Source organism: Gardnerella sp. DNF00109 (assembly GCF_049262845.1).
Lineage (GTDB): Bacteria > Actinomycetota > Actinomycetes > Actinomycetales > Bifidobacteriaceae > Bifidobacterium > Bifidobacterium vaginale.
In genome coordinates this window covers 993,131-1,014,230 of the sequence record NZ_CP058406.1, presented here as the reverse complement: position 1 = coordinate 1,014,230, position 21,100 = coordinate 993,131, and the positions used below count along the sequence as shown (strand labels likewise).

At 38.2% G+C, this 21,100-nt stretch carries 17 protein-coding genes; 11 read left to right on the top strand and 6 right to left on the bottom strand.

Annotation, left to right across the window (positions count from 1 at the left end; translation table 11 throughout):
* Positions 1–85: 85 nt before the first annotated feature.
* The 8 genes from HXT20_RS03990 (at position 86) to dnaG (ending at position 9,839) form a co-directional block, all read left to right on the top strand.
* Positions 86–1,054, top strand: a complete 969-nt coding sequence (locus HXT20_RS03990) for an ABC transporter permease (protein ID WP_004114943.1) — start codon at positions 86–88, stop codon at positions 1,052–1,054.
* Positions 1,055–1,062: 8 nt separating this feature from the next.
* Positions 1,063–1,908: an ABC transporter permease gene (locus HXT20_RS03985; protein ID WP_004113523.1), complete on the top strand. Its 846-nt coding sequence runs from the start codon at positions 1,063–1,065 to the stop codon at positions 1,906–1,908.
* A complete protein-coding gene (locus HXT20_RS03980) occupies positions 1,898–3,571 on the top strand; it encodes an ABC transporter ATP-binding protein (RefSeq protein WP_004117724.1) in 1,674 nt (557 codons plus the stop codon). Before HXT20_RS03985 ends, HXT20_RS03980 begins: the two co-directional genes overlap by 11 nt.
* Before the next feature lie 182 nt (positions 3,572–3,753).
* Entirely contained in the window at positions 3,754–4,254 is a 501-nt protein-coding gene (locus HXT20_RS03975; protein ID WP_004113527.1) for an S-ribosylhomocysteine lyase, read from the top strand.
* A gap of 60 nt (positions 4,255–4,314) precedes the next feature.
* Entirely contained in the window at positions 4,315–4,860 is a 546-nt protein-coding gene (locus HXT20_RS03970) for a histone acetyltransferase (protein WP_004113529.1), read from the top strand.
* A gap of 126 nt (positions 4,861–4,986) precedes the next feature.
* Complete coding sequence (gene alr / locus HXT20_RS03965; protein ID WP_004117725.1) at positions 4,987–6,342, top strand: alanine racemase; 1,356 nt, start codon at positions 4,987–4,989, stop codon at positions 6,340–6,342.
* Positions 6,343–6,386: 44 nt separating this feature from the next.
* A complete protein-coding gene (locus HXT20_RS03960; protein WP_004117726.1) occupies positions 6,387–7,670 on the top strand; it encodes a deoxyguanosinetriphosphate triphosphohydrolase in 1,284 nt (427 codons plus the stop codon).
* A 66-nt stretch (positions 7,671–7,736) separates the two neighbouring features.
* Positions 7,737–9,839, top strand: coding sequence for a DNA primase (gene dnaG, locus HXT20_RS03955; RefSeq protein WP_004117727.1), 2,103 nt, complete (start codon positions 7,737–7,739; stop codon positions 9,837–9,839).
* A gap of 178 nt (positions 9,840–10,017) precedes the next feature.
* Here the strand turns inward: dnaG and HXT20_RS03950 are convergent, their stop codons facing one another.
* Complete coding sequence (locus tag HXT20_RS03950) at positions 10,018–11,268, bottom strand: AGE family epimerase/isomerase (protein WP_004117729.1); 1,251 nt, start codon at positions 11,266–11,268, stop codon at positions 10,018–10,020.
* Positions 11,269–11,694: 426 nt separating this feature from the next.
* Here HXT20_RS03950 and HXT20_RS03945 point away from each other — a divergent pair, with 426 nt between their 5' ends.
* On the top strand, positions 11,695–14,820 hold the full coding sequence (locus HXT20_RS03945; RefSeq protein WP_041160638.1) for an alpha-mannosidase: 3,126 nt from the start codon (positions 11,695–11,697) through the stop codon (positions 14,818–14,820).
* A 45-nt stretch (positions 14,821–14,865) separates the two neighbouring features.
* Here the strand turns inward: HXT20_RS03945 and HXT20_RS03940 are convergent, their stop codons facing one another.
* The 5 genes from HXT20_RS03940 to HXT20_RS03920 form a co-directional block, all read right to left on the bottom strand.
* Positions 14,866–15,711 carry an energy-coupling factor ABC transporter ATP-binding protein gene (locus HXT20_RS03940; RefSeq protein WP_004117732.1) on the bottom strand — a complete coding sequence of 282 codons (846 nt, stop codon included), beginning with the start codon at positions 15,709–15,711 and terminating at the stop codon, positions 14,866–14,868.
* On the bottom strand, positions 15,695–16,549 hold the full coding sequence (locus HXT20_RS03935) for an energy-coupling factor ABC transporter ATP-binding protein (RefSeq protein WP_004113544.1): 855 nt from the start codon (positions 16,547–16,549) through the stop codon (positions 15,695–15,697). The genes HXT20_RS03940 and HXT20_RS03935 overlap by 17 nt, the downstream gene beginning before the upstream one ends.
* A complete protein-coding gene (locus tag HXT20_RS03930; RefSeq protein ID WP_230454567.1) occupies positions 16,533–17,153 on the bottom strand; it encodes an energy-coupling factor transporter transmembrane component T in 621 nt (206 codons plus the stop codon). The genes HXT20_RS03935 and HXT20_RS03930 overlap by 17 nt, the downstream gene beginning before the upstream one ends.
* A gap of 240 nt (positions 17,154–17,393) precedes the next feature.
* Complete coding sequence (locus HXT20_RS03925) at positions 17,394–18,005, bottom strand: ECF transporter S component (protein ID WP_013399619.1); 612 nt, start codon at positions 18,003–18,005, stop codon at positions 17,394–17,396.
* A gap of 79 nt (positions 18,006–18,084) precedes the next feature.
* Entirely contained in the window at positions 18,085–18,786 is a 702-nt protein-coding gene (locus HXT20_RS03920; protein WP_004113553.1) for a Crp/Fnr family transcriptional regulator, read from the bottom strand.
* Positions 18,787–18,922: 136 nt separating this feature from the next.
* On the opposite strand from HXT20_RS03920, the gene HXT20_RS03915 reads away from it, so the two are divergent.
* Together HXT20_RS03915 and HXT20_RS03910 are read left to right on the top strand one after the other, a co-directional pair.
* Positions 18,923–20,101, top strand: coding sequence for an MFS transporter (locus HXT20_RS03915; protein WP_004113554.1), 1,179 nt, complete (start codon positions 18,923–18,925; stop codon positions 20,099–20,101).
* 17 nt (positions 20,102–20,118) lie between these two features.
* Complete coding sequence (locus HXT20_RS03910; RefSeq protein WP_004117733.1) at positions 20,119–21,084, top strand: nucleoside hydrolase; 966 nt, start codon at positions 20,119–20,121, stop codon at positions 21,082–21,084.
* Positions 21,085–21,100: the final 16 nt, after the last annotated feature.

The following is a 21,100-nucleotide window of genomic DNA, read 5'->3' as shown; positions in this document are numbered from 1 at the left end:
GTGGCTCAGCGCTCCGAATTACCTTTTCGCGCTACGCTCTAAGCGAAAAGGCAGGTCGGAACGCTATATTAAGTAAGGGGTTTGTATGAAGCGCATGATTCTTCGACGCATCACGTTGTTTTTTGTAGCGCTGCTATTTATTTCTGCAATCGTATTTCTTGCTCTTAGAGTTTTACCTGGAGACGTTGCTCAAGTTATGGCTGGCTTAAACGCGCCAGATGGAAAAGTTGAGCAATTAAGACGCGATTTAGGATTAAACAAGCCCCTTTTCGTTCAATATTTAGAGTGGATTTTTGGCGTTTTTAGAGGCGACTTTGGTGTTTCAATGCTCACTGGTCGCTCCGTTGCATCCACTATTGCTATGCGTGCTAGTATAACTTTTCCACTTATTTTCCTTGGACTTTTAATTGCGCTCGCAATTGGTATTCCTCTTGGATGCTTGCAAGTTTTGCATTCTGGCAAGGCTTCGCAAGTAGTCGCAAGGTTTTGTGCTATTACAGCAGGATCTGTCCCAGCTCTTTGGGGTGGAATGATTTTAATCATGATTTTTGGCAAGGGTATTGGTTTGGTGGAGCTTTTCCCTACTCAAGGTTTTCCAACAGATGGTTGGCGTGATTTTGGTAGTGCGTTTTTGTCTTTGATTCTTCCAGCGCTAACAGTTGGCATTATTGTTGGATCTGGTTTTATGCGTTACACTGCAGCATCGTTAGAACAGATTTCTAATAGCGATATTGCTTTGCAGACTATGGCTTGTGGAATGACTAAAAAGCAAATGATTTGGCGCGTTGGCTTGCGATTAGCGTTGCCGCAGCTTGTGTCTGTAATCGGCTTGACTTTTGCGCACATGATTATGGGCGTAATGGTTATTGAAAATCTGTTTTCGCTTCCTGGAATGGGTATGGGTCTTGTGCGCGATGTTGGTTTGCGAGATCTTATATCTGTTCAAGGCAATCTTTTTATGCTTTCTGCATTGTTCTTGCTTGTTGGGTTTGCGATTGACGTGTTGCATCGTTTGTTGGATTCAAGACTTAGCCAAGATTCAAGTGGGGAGTGATTCAAGCAATGATTAAGTTTTTAAGCCGCATTTGGTGCGGAATTATTGGAAAATTTGTTTGTATTGTTTTGTGCTTGTGGATTTTTGTAGCTGCGCTTTCTTTTGTGTGGACGCCTTATTCTCTTCTAGAAACAAACGGATACCAGGTATGGCAAAAGCCTTCGCTAAAGCATTGGCTTGGCACAGATGGCACGGGTGCAGATATGCTTAGTTGGCTTATGGCTGGTTCTAGAGTAGAGATTTTGCTTGTTATTTCAACAATTGTGATTGCAAGCGTTGTTGGGTTTGTGATTTTAAGCTTTACGATTTGCCGTGTTCAAAAAATTCGTTCCGTAAGCATTATGGCAGTAGATGCTTTAATTTCCATTCCAACGGTTTTGATTGCGCTTATGCTTGCTGTGCCTCTTGGAGCGTCCGTTCTTGTAATCATGCTTGCATGCGGATTCGGCTACGGCTTAAATCTCGCGCGTATTTTACGTCCAAGTGCTGTTCTTGTTCTTAAGTCTAACTATGTTGATTGCGCGATTTCTAATGGCGCTAGCAGAAGTTACGTTCTACTAAAGCATGTTCTTCCTAATATTTTGCCAATTGCTTCCGTTCAGCTTTCGCTTTCTGCAGGAACTGTTATTTTAGCGGAAAGCGGATTGACTTATCTAGGTGTTGGTGTTCCTTCGGGAGTGCCGAGCTGGGGTCGTGTTCTTTCTACTTCGGTTACTTTGATTCACGTTTATCCGCTTGCGGCTCTCTGGCCTGGTCTTGTTGTTACTTTAACAGTTTTGGCTCTTAATCTTTTTGGCGATGTTTTAAGAAGTGTTACAAATCCAGCAAATAGGGAGTCTAAGAATGAGTCTTGATATAAAAGGATTATCTCTTAGCATTGGATCTTCGCGCATTTTAAGTGATGTTTCACTTAACGTTAAAGATGGTGAGCGCGTTGGGTTAGTTGGATCTTCTGGCTCTGGTAAATCAATGCTTTTAAGAGCTGCGATTGGCCTAGTTCCGTCTAATTGCAAAATCACTGGCTCTTGCCATGTTGGCAATGCCCAAACTGTTGGCGCTAACGATTCTGCGCTTGCAAACATTCGTGGCAAGTATGCTGGCGTTGTTTTTCAGCAGGCGGATCGTGCTCTTAACCCCGTTATGAGTGTTAGCGAGCAAATCGCATTACCTCTTAGGCTTCATTACAATTTAGACGAAGACGATATTCAAAATCGCGTTAAAGTTATGCTTGAAAAAGTTGGTTTAGGCGCGAATATTTTGAATAAGCGCACTTTTGAGCTTTCGGGCGGGCAAATGCAACGAGTTGGAATTGCTACAGCGCTTATAACTTGCCCTAAGTTGATTCTTGCAGACGAGCCGACTACTGCTCTTGATTCTGTTACGCAAAAAGATGTTGTAAATATGCTCACTTCTTTAGTTGATAATATGGGCGCTTCAATGCTTTTTGTTACTCACGATTTTTCGGTACTTTCTCGCGCTGCTACTCGTTGCTATGTTTTGGATTCTGGGCGATTAGTCGATAGTGCGCGTGTTGGTGAATTGCTAGAAAATCCTAAGGTGCGCTCTACTAAACAGCTTGTTCTTGCGGCGCGCGCTTTAAGTCTTAGTAAAAATGATTTAAGTTTAGATAATAATGATCTAAGCCTTGACTGTAAAAGCGATTTAAATAAGAATGATTCTTCTAAAGATGATTGCATTTTTAAAGCTAAAAACGTTCACGTTGTTTTAGGAAGTTCAAAGACGCGCGTTGAAGCATTAAAAGGAGTTGATTTTAATCTTAGAGTTGGCGAATCTTTAGCGCTAATTGGCGGATCTGGAAGTGGTAAAACAACTTTGATTCGCTCTTTACTTGGATTGCAAGAAATAAGCGAAGGAAGAATAGAGTATTGCGGCAAAGTTGTTGAAACTGTTAAAAACGCTAAAAAATTAAGTTTAAAAGATTCTGCTTACGTAAATATGAGAAGACAATGTTCGCTTGTATTTCAGCATCCTTTTGCAGCTTTAGACCCGCGTTGGACAGTTAGAAAAAGTGTTTCTGAGCCGCTTGAAATATGGCGTAAAAACATGAGTTCTGATTCAAATACTGTTGATTCAAATACTGTTGATTCACATGTTATTGATTCTAAAGTAGATGATGTTTTGAATTTAGTTGGATTAAATCCTAATGTTTTTAGCAAAAGATACCCTTGCGAGCTTTCGGGTGGGCAAGCTCAATGCGTTGCGATTGCGCGCGCGCTAATCAATAATCCTAGAGTTTTGGTTGCAGATGAGCCAATGAGCGCAATCGATGTTGCTGAGCGCACAAGAATCTTAGATGCTTTTAATGTGATTCGTGCGAATCGCCCTAATATGGCGTGCGTATTCGTTAGTCACGATCTTGGTATGATTCAGCATTTGGCGTCTAGTGTTGTTGTTCTAAAAGATGGCGTTGTTGTTGAATCTGGGAATGTAAGTCAAATTTTAACTAATCCAAAACATAGCTACACGCGTGAACTTATTGATGCTGCTACTTTGTAAGTCTGTATCTGTAAGTCTTGCAAGTTTGTAAGTAATAAGCTTTGTAAGTCAATAAAAAATATTTTTTAAATTCGCGTTTATGTGTGTTTGGCAAGAATAGCGTCTAATATTATTTAGTAATCGTTATTTATGCATATTTACGCATACATTTTGCGCATGTATTACAAGTTAGGAAAGATAAAATGAGCGAAAATCAAAACAATCAGCCGACTCCTCGTCCAGAAAGCTTTGAGCTTGATCACACTAAAGTTAAAGCTCCATATGTTCGCTATATTGACACGCAAAAAGGCCCGAATGGAGACGTTATTTCTAATTACGATATTCGCTTAACTCAGCCTAACCAAGAGGCTATTCCTACGGGCGCTTTGCATACGATTGAGCATACGATTGCTGTTCTTTTGCGTCAGCGCATTGAAGGTTACATTGATTGCTCTCCATTTGGTTGCCGTACAGGATTCCACCTTTTAACTTGGGGCACTCATAGCACGGAAGATGTTGCGCGCGCGTTGAAGGAATCGCTTGAATTTATTGCGTACAAAGCTACTTGGGAAGATGTTCCAGCTACAACTATTGAGTCTTGCGGAAACTACCGCGATCATAGTTTGTTTGGAGCGCGTCAATGGTGCAAAGATATTTTAGACAAGGGCATTAGCTCCGATCCTTTTGAGCGTAAGATTGTGTGACTTGTTGCGTTCGTTTGTGTAATACTGTAGAATCGCCATATTCTAAGCATAGGGGGGTGTATGTGTGAAATAAGATTGAGGAAAGCATCTCTTAGCGATCTAAAAGATATTGAAAATATTTATGAGAGAGCAAGAGTATTTATGGCAAATAATGGCAATCCTCATCAATGGGGAGATCGTTTTCCTCTAACATCTAGTGTTATAGAAGATATTCGTTTGAACCGTTTTAATCTTCTTGTAGACACGGACCCAGATTTTGGCAATGAGCGCATTTTGGCGCAATTTGCACTGTGCGAGGGCCTTGATGAAGTCTACGCAAAGATTGACGGAGCGTGGCTAGATGACGTTTTGCCATACGTTACAATCCATCGACTTGCATCTTCGGGAGTCAAGCCAAAAATGGCAAGAGAGTGTTTAAAATGGGCTAAGCTCAACTACTCTAATGTTAGAATCGACACTCATCCCGACAACTTGATTATGCAAAAAGTTATTTTGCGAGAAGGCTTTAGCAAGTGTGGTCTTGTTGTGATTCCAGATCGCGCGCATAGTGCAACTAGAATCGCGTATCAATGGTTGCGCTCGCATAATCATGTAATACGGTATTAGCGGTATTTGCTGTATTTGCAGTATTAAAATGTAAGTCAAAATTAGTTGCAGATATAGTAGACAAAAAATAAATATAAAAGTAAAAATTAAACATAAAGCTAAAAACTAAAAGTAAAGGCGTGAGATATGTGTAAAAATTCGAGTATACAAGCGATTTTGCAAGAAAACTACGCTCGCGCCTTAAGTACATACCCGGGTCAGGTAATCGTTGATTTAAAAGCGCTCAGGGATAATATGCGAACGCTGATTGAGCGTGTTTCTAAAGATTTGCAGCCTGGGCAAAAGTCGCCAGCAGTTATGGGAGTTGTTAAAGCAGACGCTTATGGTCACGGGCTTATTCCTAGTGCGCTTGCAGCTCTAGCAGGAGGAGCAACTTGGCTTGGCACAGCTCAGCCTTACGAGGCTTTGCGACTTCGCGCGTGTGGAATTGATTCAAGCAGATGCCGTATTCTTACGTGGCTCACCAGCGCTCCAACGTCTCTTTTTGCTGATTTAATAAACGCGGATATTGATATTTCTGTTGGCTCGCTTGATTCAATTGATGCTGTTGCGCTCGCTGCTAAATCGGTTTGCACTACCGCGCGCGTACACGTTAAGGTAGATACAGGATTTGGCAGAAACGGTTTTACGCCTGCAGGCTTTAGTGATGCTTTAGAAAAACTTAGTGAATATTCTAGCCAGGGATTAATCGAAGTTATTGGGCAATGGAGTCACTTGGCTGTTGCTGATTGCCCAGACGTTCCAGAGTTTGTGGCATCTACAGATAGGCAAATTGAGCAATTCCACGATTTTACTCGCAGAATGCGCGAAGCTGGGTTGGAGCCTAAAATCCGACATTTAGCTAATACGGCTGCAACTCTTAACAGACCAGAGATACGATTTGAGCTTGTTCGCCCAGGAATTGGATTGTACGGATACGAGCCAGACCCTGTTATGGGAGCGCCTCAAACTTACGACTTGCGTCCAGCTATGACTTTACAAGCGCAATTAGGAACAGTTAAATCTGTAGAAGCAGGTCACGGCATTTCGTACGGCCGCACGTATTTAACGCCAGACAATACAAGCACGGCAATCGTTCCACTCGGCTATGCGGATGGCATTTTGCGCGCCGCTAGCGGATACGATATGCAAGGATCTCGGCATGTTAATAAGCCTGGAGGACCAGTGCGCGTAGAAACTAATAACGGTGCTAGGATTTTGCATGTTTCGGGGCGCGTTTGCATGGATCAATTTATTGTTGACTTAAAAGGCAGTGCTAAAGAGCTTGGGATTAAAGAAGGAGATACAGTCAGGCTTTTTGGGCCAGGAAGAGGCTTAGAATATGCGGAGCCGACGGCAGACGATTGGGCGTCTGCTGCAGGAACAATAAGCTACGAGATTATGACTGGGATTGGCCCTAGAGTTCCTCGATTGTATAAGAATGCTTACGAAGTTTTGCCTAAAAAAGACATAAAAATGTTGGATGAAAAAAGCTTAATCTAAGTATTTTTCGATTTGCGGCTTGCGATTAGTTGAAGAGGTTTTTAATGTGTAACGATGTGATTACTTCCGATAACGAAGTTGTTGGCGAATACAGCTTGCACGATACTGAGAGATGGGCTAGCGAGCCTCACCACACGCGCGCTCGCACTCCGTTTGAACGAGACAGAGCCAGAATAATCCACTCTTCAGCGCTTAGAAGACTCGGCGCTAAAAGCCAAGTGCTTGTAGCAGGTTCCGACGATTTTGCTCGAACGCGCTTAACGCACACGTTGGAAGTTGCGCAAATTGGTCGCCAGATTGCTTCGATGCTTGGCGCGGATCCAGATGTTGTAGATTGTGCTTGCTTAGCTCATGACTTAGGTCATCCGCCTTTTGGTCACAATGGCGAGCGCGCGCTTGCTCAAATCGCCAGCAATATTGGTGGTTTTGAAGGAAATGCTCAAACTCTTAGACTTTTAACGCGTTTAGAGCCTAAAGTTTTTAGAGAAAATGGCGCTAGTGCAGGAGTAAATCTTACGCGTGCAAGCTTGGATGCTGCTGTTAAATATCCTTGGGGTTTTGATGAAGCAAAAGCGCACGATAAAGGCGAGCGTGACCTAAAATTCTGCGTTTACCCAGACGATAGGGAAGTTTTTGATTGGCTAAAAAGTGGCTCTCCTCGCGAATTAAAACCTATGGAATGCCAGATTATGGATCTTTCCGATGATATTGCGTACAGTGTTCACGATATTGAAGACGCGATTGTGACTGGCGCTTTTAATACGGAGCTTGTTTGGGATTCAAGCGTTGCGGATCAAGTTGTTCAAGAAGCTCATAATTGGTATGGCAGCCAGTGGGATGCGGATAGTCTTTTGGCGGCTTTTAAGCGTTTGCGCGCTCTTAACATGTTCCCCGATTCTTATGACGGTTCTAGAAGGTCTCTCGCTCACTTAAAGAATATTACTAGTGCTTTAATCGGCAGGTTTGCAAGCTCAGTTGAGAGAGCAACTCGAGAAAAATATGGGAGCGGTGCTTTGATTCGCTACCGCGCAAATGTTGTTATTCCGCCAGAAACATCTTACGAGATAATCGTTCTTAAAAGCTTGGCTGTGCATTTTATAATCCAACCTAGAGAGCGCGAGTTTTATAAGCGTGAGCAAAAGATTCTAACAGATTTGGTTGAAGTTTTTATGAGCAAGTCTCCAAGAGCGCACGATGCTATGGAAGCTGTGTTTATAAGTGATTGGAATACTTGCTCTAGCGAAGGCGAGCGTTTAAGAGTTGCGATTGATCAAGTTGCAAGTCTTACAGATGGATCGGCTACAGCTCTTCATGCCGCTTTGTGCTAAATCAACGCTTTTACGCTTTTATGAATAGAGTGTCTATAGCCTTCGGCTTGCGATAAGCTAGAGATTATGGCTGGAATGATTGTAAAAGAAGACGTTGAGCGTGTGCGCGCTGCTGCAGATTTGTACGATATTGTATCTGCAACTGTTACGCTTAAGCCTTCTGGGACGGGTACTTTTGTGGGGCTTTGCCCGTTTCACGATGAAAAAACGCCTAGTTTTAGCGTTCGTCCAGGCTTAGGTGTCTGGCATTGCTTTGGTTGCGGTGCTGGTGGAGATGTTTTTAAGTATGTTGAGCAAAAAGAAAACATTGATTTTCGCGAGGCAGTAGAACTGTTGGCAGATCGATACCACGTTGAAGTTCATTATGACCAATCGCAAGCTGGTAAAGATAGTGCTCACGCAGGTTCTAAGCGTGCTCGTCTTATAGAAGCAAATGAGGAAGCTCAGCGTTTTTTCGTGTCCCAAATCAACTCTAAAGAAGCAGCTCCAGCTCGTAGTTTGCTTGCTGGCCGTAATTTTACTCAAGCGCAATGTGAACGTTTTGGTTGCGGATATGCGCCGAATAGTTGGGATACTCTAGTTAGATATTTGTCTAATAAGGGTTTTACTCGTCAAGAATTATTGGACGCAGGTTTAGCGCGCCAAGGTCAGCGCGGAATTTACGATTATTTTCGAGGCAGATTAACGTGGCCTATTCGCGATTCTACAGGCAGAACTTTGGGTTTTGGTGCTAGAAAGCTTTATGACGACGATTCTATTAGTGCAAAGTACATTAACACTCCAGATACTGTGTTGTATAGAAAAACGCAGGTTCTTTATGGAATTGATATTGCTAAGTCGAATATTGTTAAAAAGCGTCAAGTTGTGATTGTGGAAGGCTATACGGATGTTATGGCTTGCCATTTAGCTGGTGTAGATACTGCTGTTGCAACTTGTGGAACGGCTTTTGGTGCGGAGCATGCGAAGATTATTCGCCGTCTTATTGCAGACGATTCTTTGGGAGCGATTCAGCTTGTGGGGCCTGTAAAAGTAGAAGGTCAAAAAGTTAGTTCGCGTATTGTTTTTACTTTCGATGGAGATGCTGCAGGTCAGAAAGCTGCGTTACATGCTTTTGGCTTAGATTCAGCGTTTTTAACACAGACTTTTGTTGCTGTTGCAGATAACAATTTAGACCCTTGTGATTTGCGTATTCAAAGGGGAGATGAGGCTGTTCGATCTTTGATTGCGCGCGCTAATCCTCTTTACGATTTTGTAATCGACACTGTTATTCGTAAGTTTGACACGTCTTTTGCAACAGGGCAGATGGGTGCTGTTAAGGCGGTTGCTCCTCTTGTTGCGCAAATTCGAGATAGGTCTTTGTTGGACTTGTACACTAGGAAAGCTGTTAGAAATATTGGTGTTGATTTAGACGTTATGCGTAGGGAAGTGGAGTCTAATAGAAGGCGATTGCATGTTATAGACGATGACGCTTATTCTAAAAGCTATTCTTCTATCGTTTCCGCGGATTCTCGCGTATTTGATCAGCGTTCTCAAAGCATGAATGAAGCTGCTATAAAAACAGCTATGCTTAGAAGCGCGTACAAAAATCAAAGTTACTATAAGGTTGACGATTCCGTGTTTATGTGTGAGCAGCAATTTATGGCTGTTCTTATGCAATCTCCTTTAGCGTTTAACAGTCAGCTTTTTGCGCAGCTTACTTTGAATAATTTTATTACGCCAGTTTTTAGAACGCTTTTTCAGGCTTTTGTGGCAGCTGGGGGATTGCCTACTTCAAATGTAAGTCAAGGATTATGGCTTCATATTATAACTAAAGCTGCTGGCCCTATGTTAGAAGGTGTTATTAACGAGCTTTCTGTAATGCCTCTTCCATTGTCTTTAAGCAAGGGCTTAAGTAGCGCTTCTTCGCTTAACTCGTCGGTTGCTTACGACTATGGCGGCGAAGGCACTAAAGGCGGACCATCTGATCTTTTGCGCGTTCCTAGTGAAGAAGAGCAAAAGTACGCAAACGAGTTGCTTATTAAGCTTTTAGACGTTGGTTTTATGCGAAAAATCGGAGCTTTTAAAGTTCGTATGAGTAAGCTTCCTGATTGTCAAGAAAAGCTTACTCTTTTAGGTCAAATCACTAAAATGGAAAGCGCTCGAAAAGACCTTCAGTCGCAAATTCTATAATGTGTATCAATATTGTATTTACGTCCTAATGCTGTTTACTTTACTTTTTAACGTTTCTTATTTTCATATTTTCATACGTATTTGTGGAATATTTGGAGTGTATGTGATGAAATAATCCACACTGCAGATTTAATTGCAATGTGGATTATTAAATTAATAAATTAACAATATTTTATTATTAATCAAGTTGCTCTCTGTATATAGCACTTGCTATAGAACACGTCGGATCTATAAATGGAATCAGAGTGGATTGGAAAGCATGATAAGCGTCTGATTTTCCTGGCCATACAGTATTTAAAACATTGTTTTTATCATCGAGTTGATGGAACCACGAACCGTTAGAATGATCAATGACTGAGTAGTCTAGATATTTGCAGAATTCTTTATACCAAGTAGCATATTGCTTATTTTTAGTGATTCTGTAAAGCGTTGATGATGTATTAATGGCTTCTGCTAGTGTCCAATGCATACGGTCGTGGACTATAGGCTTTCCATTCCAATCTGTTGTGTATACGATACCTGGTTGCCCATCGGCATTCCATCCATCTTTTAATGCTTGGTTAAACAAATTTTCTGCAGCGTTTAATGCTTCTCTTCGCTGTTTGCAATCTTCCTTATAGTAACTGTATGCCCATTGGAGTATTAATCTTGACCATTCGATTCCATGACCTGGTGTTGCACCGTATGGTTTAAATTGGTCATCTTTTTTGTCTTTATTATATTCTAAGTCTGCTTGCCATTGATCGTTGAAATGTTCTGGTATTCGCCAATTGTTGTTAGATGCCCAATTGATTACGTGGCTGATTATGCGCTTTGCGCGTTCTCTATATTTTTCATCTCCTGTGCTATCAGCTACTGCAAGAAATGCTTCTGTTGTATGCATGTTTGCATTAAGCCCGCGATAAGAATCAAGCTTATTGAAGCTTGTATCCCATGTGTCTACTGTTAAACCTATTTCATTATTCCAGAAGTACTTATCGAATACTTTTAATGCATCTTCTAATAGTTGTTTTGCTCGTTCATGTCCTGCTAGTAGTGCGCTTGATGCGGCTAGTATGACGAATGCGTGAGTGTAACAAATTTTGTCTTTTTCAGGTTCTTTGTTCCAACTTACTTGTGGATACCATCCTCCGTGTTCGTTATCGTGTAAAGGACCTAATAGTCCGTCGAGTCCTCGTTCAACAAGTTGATTCGCTTTTTTGTATCCTAACATTTCTCCTATTGAGTAAACATGAGTCATTCGTGCTGTAATCCATGTTTGTACTCCGCGTGTTTTATCTAGTGTTCCGTCTGTGTTGAGCCATCCTGACCCTCCTATTGGTGCTGGGAAGTTTTTTGCGAAATCAAGTAATTGTTTTGTTTGTTCTGCCATGAATATTCTGTTGGCTTGTGTGCCAAACGTATATTTAGTTGTTTCAAAATCTTGCATTATTGTCCTTTCGTAGATTGTAATTTTAAAATTGAATCAACAGAGTCATGTGTTATGTTAGGGATGAATAATTGCCTATCTTCATTTATGCTGTTTATATACTGTCTACAGATAATTATTCCAATTAGAAAATATCATCTTTAATATTTTCTGAAGTTTCTAACAGCTCATCACTATATATGGACAATTACTCTTTGCTGATTAAATATTATAACTTTGGTTAGCAAAATTCAGGTTTATTTCCCAAAATTCATAACAGTTATGAATTTTTATTAATTACTGTCTTTTGTCATAAACTTTTACTGATTTAATATCGTATACTTGTTTTGTCTTTATATGTTAGATATGCGATTTATGCGTATGTGATTTGCGTGTACGTGATTTACGTATAAATGTTTAATTGTGTAAGAAAGAAGTGTAGAAACTATGTTTTTATTACCTGAGCAGCAATTAAATCGCTGTACAAGAGTTATGCAACAACGCTTATACCCGCATATAAATACTGTTTTATTGCATTGTAAAATTCGAGCGTATGAGATTGCTGGAGAACCTATTTCTTCTAACGAATTCTTTTCTAAGTTAAAAAGAAACGATATTGTGTTTCATTCATTCAATGTTCCAAGCGTTTGGGGAACAACTTGGGGAACAACGTGGTTTGAGATATCAGGGTCGATTGATCTTTCAAAGGTAAAGGGGTGCAAAGTTGAGCTAAATGTTGATTTAGGTTGGATTAGTAATCTTTTCCCTGGTTTTCAAGCTGAAGGATTAGTGTATAACGTTGACGGAAGAGTTATAAAAGCTGTAAACCCTTGTAATCATTGGGTTCCGTTGATTGATGAGCATAATAATCGTTCGATTAGTATTGATGAAAATGGTAATTTTACTTTATATTTGGAAGCTGCAGACAATCCATTTGTTGAAGGACCTACTGCGTTTTCTCCTACTGATTTAGGTGAGCGTGCTACTGGAAAAACCGAATGCCAATATATGTTGAAGTATGTTGACGTTACTGTTTTTAATCGTAATATTTTTGATTATTATATGGATCTTGAGACTGTAAGTTCTTTGATGCGAGAATTGAATGACGATAATCCGCGATACTGGAAACTAGCTAAAGCTTTACAGCGCTCCTTAAATGCATATGATGAACATGATTCTTCTACTGTTCAAAATGCTCGTAATATGTTGACTAATGTATTAAGTCAGCCCGCGGCGGCAAGTTCTCTAAGGCATATTGCTGTTGGACATGCTCATATTGACTCTGCTTGGCAATGGCCTGTGCGCGAGACGCACAGGAAAGTCGCACGCACAATATCTAACGTTTTAGCTCTTATGGATGAGGATCCTGATTTTACTTATGCTATGAGTTCTGCTCAACAATACGAGTGGCTAGAAAACGAGCATCCCGATTTATTTGAGCGTATGAAAAATAGGATTAAAGAAGGACGTTTTATACCTGTTGGTGGTATGTGGGTTGAGTCCGATGTAATTATGCCATGTGGTGAATCTTTAATTCGACAAATGACTTTTGGTAAGCGCTATTTTAAGGAGCATTTTGGTGTTGATCCGCATGGCATTTGGCTCCCAGACAGTTTTGGCTATACTGGCGCATTGCCTCAACTTGCTCGCCGCGCTGGATTTGATTGGTTTTTAACTCAAAAGATTTCTTGGAATGATACCACTAAATTCCCACATCATTCATTCCTTTGGGAAGGAATAGACGGTTCTAGGATTTTAGCTCATTTTCCTCCATCTAATACTTATGCTTCATCTGTGAGCATGCATGAGTTAGTTTATTCTCAACGCAATTTTTTGGATAAAGATTTATCTGATCACGCAATATTGTTATACGGTTTTGGCGATGGCGGTGGAGGGCCTACTCGCGAAATGACTGCTCGTATTAGGCGTGATCGTAATTTAGAGGGTGCTCCTAGAGTTGATTTCGGCACTCCTGATGAGTTATTTGAAAAAATACGAAAAGATATTGTTGACGATTCAAATTGCAATACGCCAGTGTTTAAGGGTGAGCTTTATCTAGAGTTGCATAGAAAAACTCTTACTTCTCAGCAAGATATGAAGCGTTATTGCCGCATGGAGGAATCATTGTTGCGTGTGGCTGAATATCTTGTTGTTTTAGCTCGAGTGTATGCGCCAGAATATCGTTTCAATAACGATGAGCTTACTAGAATTTGGAAGACTTTATTATTGAACCAGTTCCACGATATTCTTCCTGGTTCTGCTATTGCATGGGTTCATAGGCAAGCTAGAGAAGAATATGCTAGAGATATTTCTTGTTTACGTAAAATTATTTCAGATATTGCCAATGCGATTGTAAAAGCTAACAGCACGGTTAACGCGGTTAATGCGCGTGAAAATGTAAAGTTGTTGACTTATACAGGTAAAAATGAGGTCGCTTGGAATTTATATCAATGTAGTGAAAGCTGTAAAAATAATACAACAACTGTAAAACACAAAAATGATGGTGGAGTAATTCTTAATAATGGTGTTTTAAGTGTGACTATTGAACGCGATGGCACAGTATCTTCTGTTGAAGATATTAAATTTAATCGTGAGCTAATCCCATCTGGTTATCGCATGGCGCAATATGAGATATTAAAAGATGAGCCGTATCAGTGGGATGCATGGGATATTGAGCGAGATGCATTTATGAGGAATCGTAAGATTGATGATTCTTCAATTGTTGACGTTAAAGAGCTTTTATCGGGCGGTGTATCTGTTGAAATCTTGGCATGTAAAAAGGATGTTAAGATTAAAACAAGTATAATTTTAGAGCCATGTGTTAAACGACTTGATTTCCATGCGCAAGTTGATTGGAATGCTAAAGAGCAATTTCTAAAAGTAGATATGCCAACATCCGTATGTTCAGATAAGGCCCAGTATGAGTGCCAATATGGTTTAGTTGAAAGGCCAATAGTAAAAAATACTCGTAGTGATGATGCAAAGTTTGAATCATGCACACATAGGTTTGTTCGCATAGAAGATTCCTCGTATGCTGTTGCTGTTGCAAATTCGTCTACTTATGGCGCTGATACTGCTCCTATTGGCGATTATTCTTCATCTTATGGAACTATGCTCAGATTATCTTTGCTTTCTGCGCCTCTTTACCCCGATCCTAACACCGATCAAGGTAAGCATGAATTTACTTGGTCATTTATTGCTGATGCAAATATGGATTCAGTTCTAAGTACAGCTGATTTTTTGAATTCGCCAATTATTGATATGCTACCAGAAGTCGATCCATTGTTTACGATTCGCAGAAACTCAGGTCTAATTGCATTAGATTGGGTTAAGCTGGCTGATGATTGTTCTGGAGATATAATCTTACGTATTCACGAGCCGTCTGGTGGATATGCAAATGGGCAAATAAAACTCAATAAAATCTTGCGTTATTCCTCAATTGAAGAGGTAGATCTTATGGAAATGCCAGTGCTGCATGGTATGCCTATAGCTTTGCACAATAATAATGACGCGTTAAATGTAGAATTACGTCCTTTCCAACTATGTTCATTGCGTATTCGCATTGCATCTTAATGTTGATATTTTGTTTATATTTTGATGCTTTTGATTGCATATACCTTAATGATTATTGCGATTCGCAATATATTTAGCTAAAGCACGTATAGGATTATCTTTATGCATATAGTTAATTCCGAGCGCATTCATTATATGTACTATGATTGGTTGGTCAATATGCGCGCGTTTTATTATTTCTACATTCTGGAATGCAGATTCGATGCTCCCTTTGTATAACACATTTCCGTTATCAAGTATGAGAGCATTTTGACAATTTTCGTATGCGAATTCCATGTCATGGGTGATAAATAATACTGTTACATTTATCGTATGTAAATAATTAAGTATTTTTACAAGTCGCATTTTTTGTGGTTTATCCAACCCACCAGTCACTTCATCCATAATAATAATATGTGGTTCTCTTAGTAGTGCAGATGCAATGTTAATAAATTTTCTTTCAGCGAATGACAAATTAAATGGGTTTGTATTTTCTTTATCGTTTAAACCAGTAAGATTCAGAATGCGACTGTAAAGATCATTGTTTATATTCTTTATCCCATATGTAATTTCTTTATGTACAGTGCTGTTAAAAATTTGATCATTTGGGTTTTGAAAAATATAACCAACGAGTGATGTAATATCGTGTTGCTTTAATGTCTTATATTGTTTTCCTTCAATAGTTATGTCTCCAGAAGTTGGCTGTAATAAATTGTCTATTATTTTGGCGAGAGTGCTTTTACCTGCTCCATTGCTACCTATTATTGCGCATAATTCACCACTTTCGAATTCTATGTTTACGTGGTTTAGTATTCTGCAGGATTTTTCTTGTTTATCATTATTTTTATTTTTTATTTTTTCATTTGAAGGATATTGAAAACTTACATCGTTCAATTTAATTGCGATGCTCATCGCATTTCTCCTTTAATAAAACTATTAATTCGCCTATATCTGTTATGTCAGGGGTTATTTGGATATCAAACTTACGTAACTTTTTCACAATTTTGACAACTTCTGGAATATCAATACAGTCAGAAGGGAAAGTTTCATCATAAAAAACATCATATTTATTTCCATAATGAGTGATAAAACCATTTTGAAGAACAATGATATTATCTGCATATTCCGCTAACAAATTTGTATCTTGTTCACTAATTATTACGGTATGTCCCTCGTCTTTGTATTTTTGTAGAAAATTATAAATATTTTTAGTTTCTTCTGGATCAAGTTGTGAAGTAGGTTCGTCAAGAATTAGTATTTCTGGATTATTAACTATAACGCACGCGATTGCAACGCGTTGAACCTGCCCTCCGGATAGGGTTAGTGGGTTTTGAAGCGCAAGTTGTTCTATGTTAAGTAATTGCATAACTTGTGTAACCAGACTCTCTATTTGTTGAATAGGGATACTGCGATTTTCTAAGCTGAATGCAATTTCTTCAAATACAGTTTTTTTGATATGACTTAACTGTGAAAAAGGATCGCTAAATACAAAGCCTACACTGTCACATTCATTAGATTTTAATAAATCAATCGTGTTGTTTAATAGTATTTTTCCAGAATATTTTCCCTTATAGAAATGAGGAATATATCCCTTAAGAGATAAGCATAGACTTGATTTACCTGAAGCGTTAGCTCCAATTACTCCATATATTTTCCCTAATTCTAGCTGTATTGTTATCTTGCTTAAAGCTGGTTTTGAAGTAAGTGGATAAGTGTATGAAAAATTGCAAATATTATATGATATAACCATAAATTACTCTTCCTAGAATAAGAAAAACTAGTGTAATTGTTCCTATTGTTAGTACTAATTTTTCGTGACCATTATGATTAACCTGTTTAATATATGTCTTTTTTTCTGAACTAAAAAAATTTCGCGAATCAAGCATCATTATGCGTTGCTCGATGTTTATTAGTGAAGTAATAAATGCTGGAAGCAAAATCGAAGTAAATGTGCCAATTCTACGTATTAAATTTCCATTAAAGTTTATTCCACGACTTTTTTGCGAGGTTATTATTGCTTTAATTTGCATTTGTAAATAATCAATCGTTTGGAAAGTAGAAAGTATTATGAAACATGTTTTATTGCTCATCCCAAGTTTGTTTAAAGATATTGTAATATCTTCTATATCAGTTATTTGGAAAAAACATATGACTATAGTTGATATATTTAAGGTATTCATTCCGAGCGTTATAGAATTAGACAATGCTGTATCTGTAATCTGCAAAAAATTAAGACTTAATATTGTATTTCCTTGTCTACAGAAAGCGACTTGAAATATCGCAACAAATAATGAGAACATGGCTATACTTGATACGAGCTTATATCCATTCTTTTTTATTCCACATAGAATCATCAGAACAAGTAGAGCAACAAAATAGGGGAACAATAAAAGTCGCAAATTGTATAATGTGAATGAAAAAGTATTTAATATAATATCTACTAATATTAAATATATGGTCAATATAAATTTTGTTGTCGGGTATAGCGTCGCAAGTATCTTGGTATTTTTTACTTGATTAATAGTATCGATATAATGCATGTACATAATTACTTTTATCTCTGTATTTATATAGTAAACTCGATTTAATTTTTACTATTCAGAATCTGAATTTTTTAAATAAAGTAAACCTAATGGGAAAAGAAGCAGTAATTTATTGGGCAAGCATTTTATAACGCTTAAGCATATAATGATTGTTAATACTCTATCAACCCATGTAAAGAATCCTTCAGTAGAGAATACAGAAATCCAGATATTCATTCCAGATGCAGTTATTAAAGCCGCTATAATAGATGATCCTCCGCCAGTGAACCCGCTAAATACTAGGACTACAATCGGTGCTGAAATAATAATGGATATTGTTGCCATGATTATTGAAGAAATAAAAATTTTCATATAATTTGAAAACATTTTATGTTTTGCTAGAATACCAGCGCATAAGGCTAGAGCAATATTGACCACTATGAATGGAAGCATGGTTGGCATAGTGATTGATGAAATTATTGAAGATAGCATTCCAGTTGTTATTCCTACAAGTGGCCCAAAAATCATGCATGCAAATAAAGTACCTATAGTATCAAGGAAAATAGGTAGTTTTAGCATACCTGCTATAGTTCCAGAAATATAATTAACAGCAACACATAATGGTATTGTGACAACTGCAACAGTAGTAAATTCTTCCTTGAATGATTTAATTATCTGTTTCATGCAATCACTTCCTATTTGATTACTACAAATATTATCTTTTTGACTATTTAATTATCAAATGACATTTGTCATTTGATAATTAAATAGTCATAGAAGAGTATCTTTTATGTAGCAAAGCAAAATGTTGGTCCGTTATAACCAATTTTCCTCTTATGCTTGTTATAAGATTCTCTTTTTTCATGGATTCTAGATACCTGTATAAAGTTCGTAAATTAATATTTAGTATTTTTGCTAAATCTTCTCGAGTATATGGGCATATATACGGTCTATCTTTGTTTGCTTGAGTATATAAATAATATCCAATAATGTCAATTGATTCAAGTAGTCTTTTCGTTGCTGCTTCTTGCATTGTTCTTCCCGCTGTTTTTGCGAATATTGATAATACGCAATAGCAAATTTTGCCATTTTCTTGAACAATTTCGCGAAATAGCGAAGATGGAATTCTAAATACCAAACTTTTTTCTTCTGCCATAACGAAAGCAGTATAATGCGGTTCATTGGTAACGAGTTCAAAAAGTCCCAGTATTTCTATTGGTTCAATATTTGAAATAACTCCATCGTTACGATTTAAACTTCCTCGAACTGTAGCTTTACCATCTAAAAAGATATATACATATTTTGCTGCACTATTCATATTTATGAGAACATCATTAGTGTGATATGTTCGTATGAATTGGTGAGGAATGAGTTGTTTTGCTTTCTCTATTTTTACAATCGTACTCATGCTATCCGTTGCATCTAGTATAAATGCAAGCGCCGTTGCTATACATTTGTTGTTCATGATTTACTTTTACTCCTTAAGAACAAAATTAGTCATGACAAGTGTCATTTTAAGCATTATAAAATCATGATATTTTTTAGGCAAGCCTCTAATGGTTTATAAATGTTAATTAAAAGAACTAGGAAAGTGTGAAATCATGAAGCGTAATGATGCGCTAAAAGCTTTTCTTTCATTTGCTATGTATTTCTTGGCAGGTTCGACATGTGTAATGATTGGCAGTACGTTGCCACAGTTAGTACAAACCTATGGACAGAAGATTGAACTTGTCGGTTTACTTGGATCAGCATATGCTCTTGGTAGAATTCTCACCGTTAACATAACAGGTGTTCTTGTAGAGAAAATTGGATCAGTAAAAGTTTTAGGAATTGGTACTTTTATTACTGGCATATTTATGTTTGGTATTCCTACAATTCCTAGTTTTGTTTCTGGTTTAATACTTGCGTTTGCGGGAGGCATTGCATTTGGCACGCAGGATGCTGCATGCCCAACATTGTTAAGTAGCATATTCAAAAAGAATTATGAAAGTTCATTGACTTTTGGACAAGGACTATTTGGTGTAGGAACTACAGTTTCACCATTTGTATTAGGTCTGTTCTTGAGTGGTAAATTATCTTATGCATGGTCATATTATGTGTTAGGTATTCTTTCATTTATTATCTGTGCGGTGTCTTTTATAGTCAAAGATACGTCTGAAATTAAAGATACAGAGAAAGAGGAAGAACATATCAGGCCACTATATGCTAAGAGTAAGATTCTTGCCTATGCTGGAATTGTTATTTCAGTTGCCGCATTCAGCGGAGTATCGACTGCTATAGGTATGTATACAACAAGTTTTGCAATAACAAAAGGAATAAGCGAATCAAATGCTGCATTTATGTTTACACTATTTAACTTAGGTTGTGTCCTTGGAGGTTTCCTTTTCACTTGGATTCTGAGATATGTAAAAGGTACCTTAGTGCTACTCATGAATTGTATCGGTTCCTTTATTGCTATTCTTGCCGCAATGCTTGTTAACACTGCCTTGAGTTACTATATTGGGCTTTTCGTTGCTGGTCTTTTCTTAGGCGTTTTATTTAGTGTTATTGTTGCAATTGCCTCTAGAATTATGTATAAGCGCGTGAGTATAGCATGCTCTATCGTTGCTACAGCAAGTGGCGTAGCTGATATGCTAACTCCTATCGTTGTTGGTGCTGTTATTTCGCAATTTGGAGTAGGGTTCTCATATACATTTGGGCTTATAATGCTGGCAATATGTATTGCTTCGGCTGCACTGCTAAAGATAGTTACATTTGAAGATACAGTTTCTATTAATTGATAGGGTGTTGAGAGTTTATGGAAAATAAAGAAATTTATTCTAAAAAGAAAATAATAATAGATACAGATTGTGGTTCGGATGATGCTATGGCAATTGCCATGGCTTTAAATGATCCTAGATATAAGATATTAATGTTTTCCACTGTATCAGGAAACGTATGCATGGAACAAGCGACTATTAATACGCTTACTACTATCGAGCATGCTGGTTCATATGAACCACCTGTATATAAAGGAAGTAGCAGCATGCTATTGCGCGATTTGGTTTATGCTCATGAAACCCATGGCAGAGATGGAATGGGTGATATTGGTCTAGTGCCTCATCGCTTAAAAGAAAGTAATGGTAATGCTGTTTTGAAAATGATTGAAACTTTGAGAAACAGTGAGGATGGTGAAATAGACATTATTGCATTAGGGCCATTAACTAACATTGCTCTAGCTATTAAGGTTGATTATGAAGCGATGAAAAAAGTTGGTCGCATAGTAGTTATGGGATCTGCTGGTCTAGGTCGTGGAAATGTTTCTCCTGTAGCAGAATTCAATATTTGGCAAGATGCAGAAGCTGCAAAGATATTAGTTGATTCTGGTCTTAAAAATATTATGTTTGTTGGATGGGATGCATGCTTGGGAGAATGTATGCTGAATCCACAAGAAATTGCTAATATTCGCGAAAGTGGAAAACTTGGTAAGTTTGCCATTGATTGCAATAGGGAATTAATGGAAATGAATATTAGCCGTTTTGGGGATGCTTATCTCGATATGGCTGATCCATCTGCTGTTGCCGCTGCGCTATATCCTGAATGTATAAGCGAATGCACAAAATATTATTGCCAAGTTGATGCAACTCCTGGACCAAGTTATGGTTCAGTTCTTGTTGACGCTAATTTCTTCTCTGGGAAGACTCCGAATGTTGAAATATGTAGTAAGCTTAATCCAGAAAAATATAAAAATTACATTTATCGTACTTTACATGTTGTAGATTAGCAAAATTTGTCTTTAC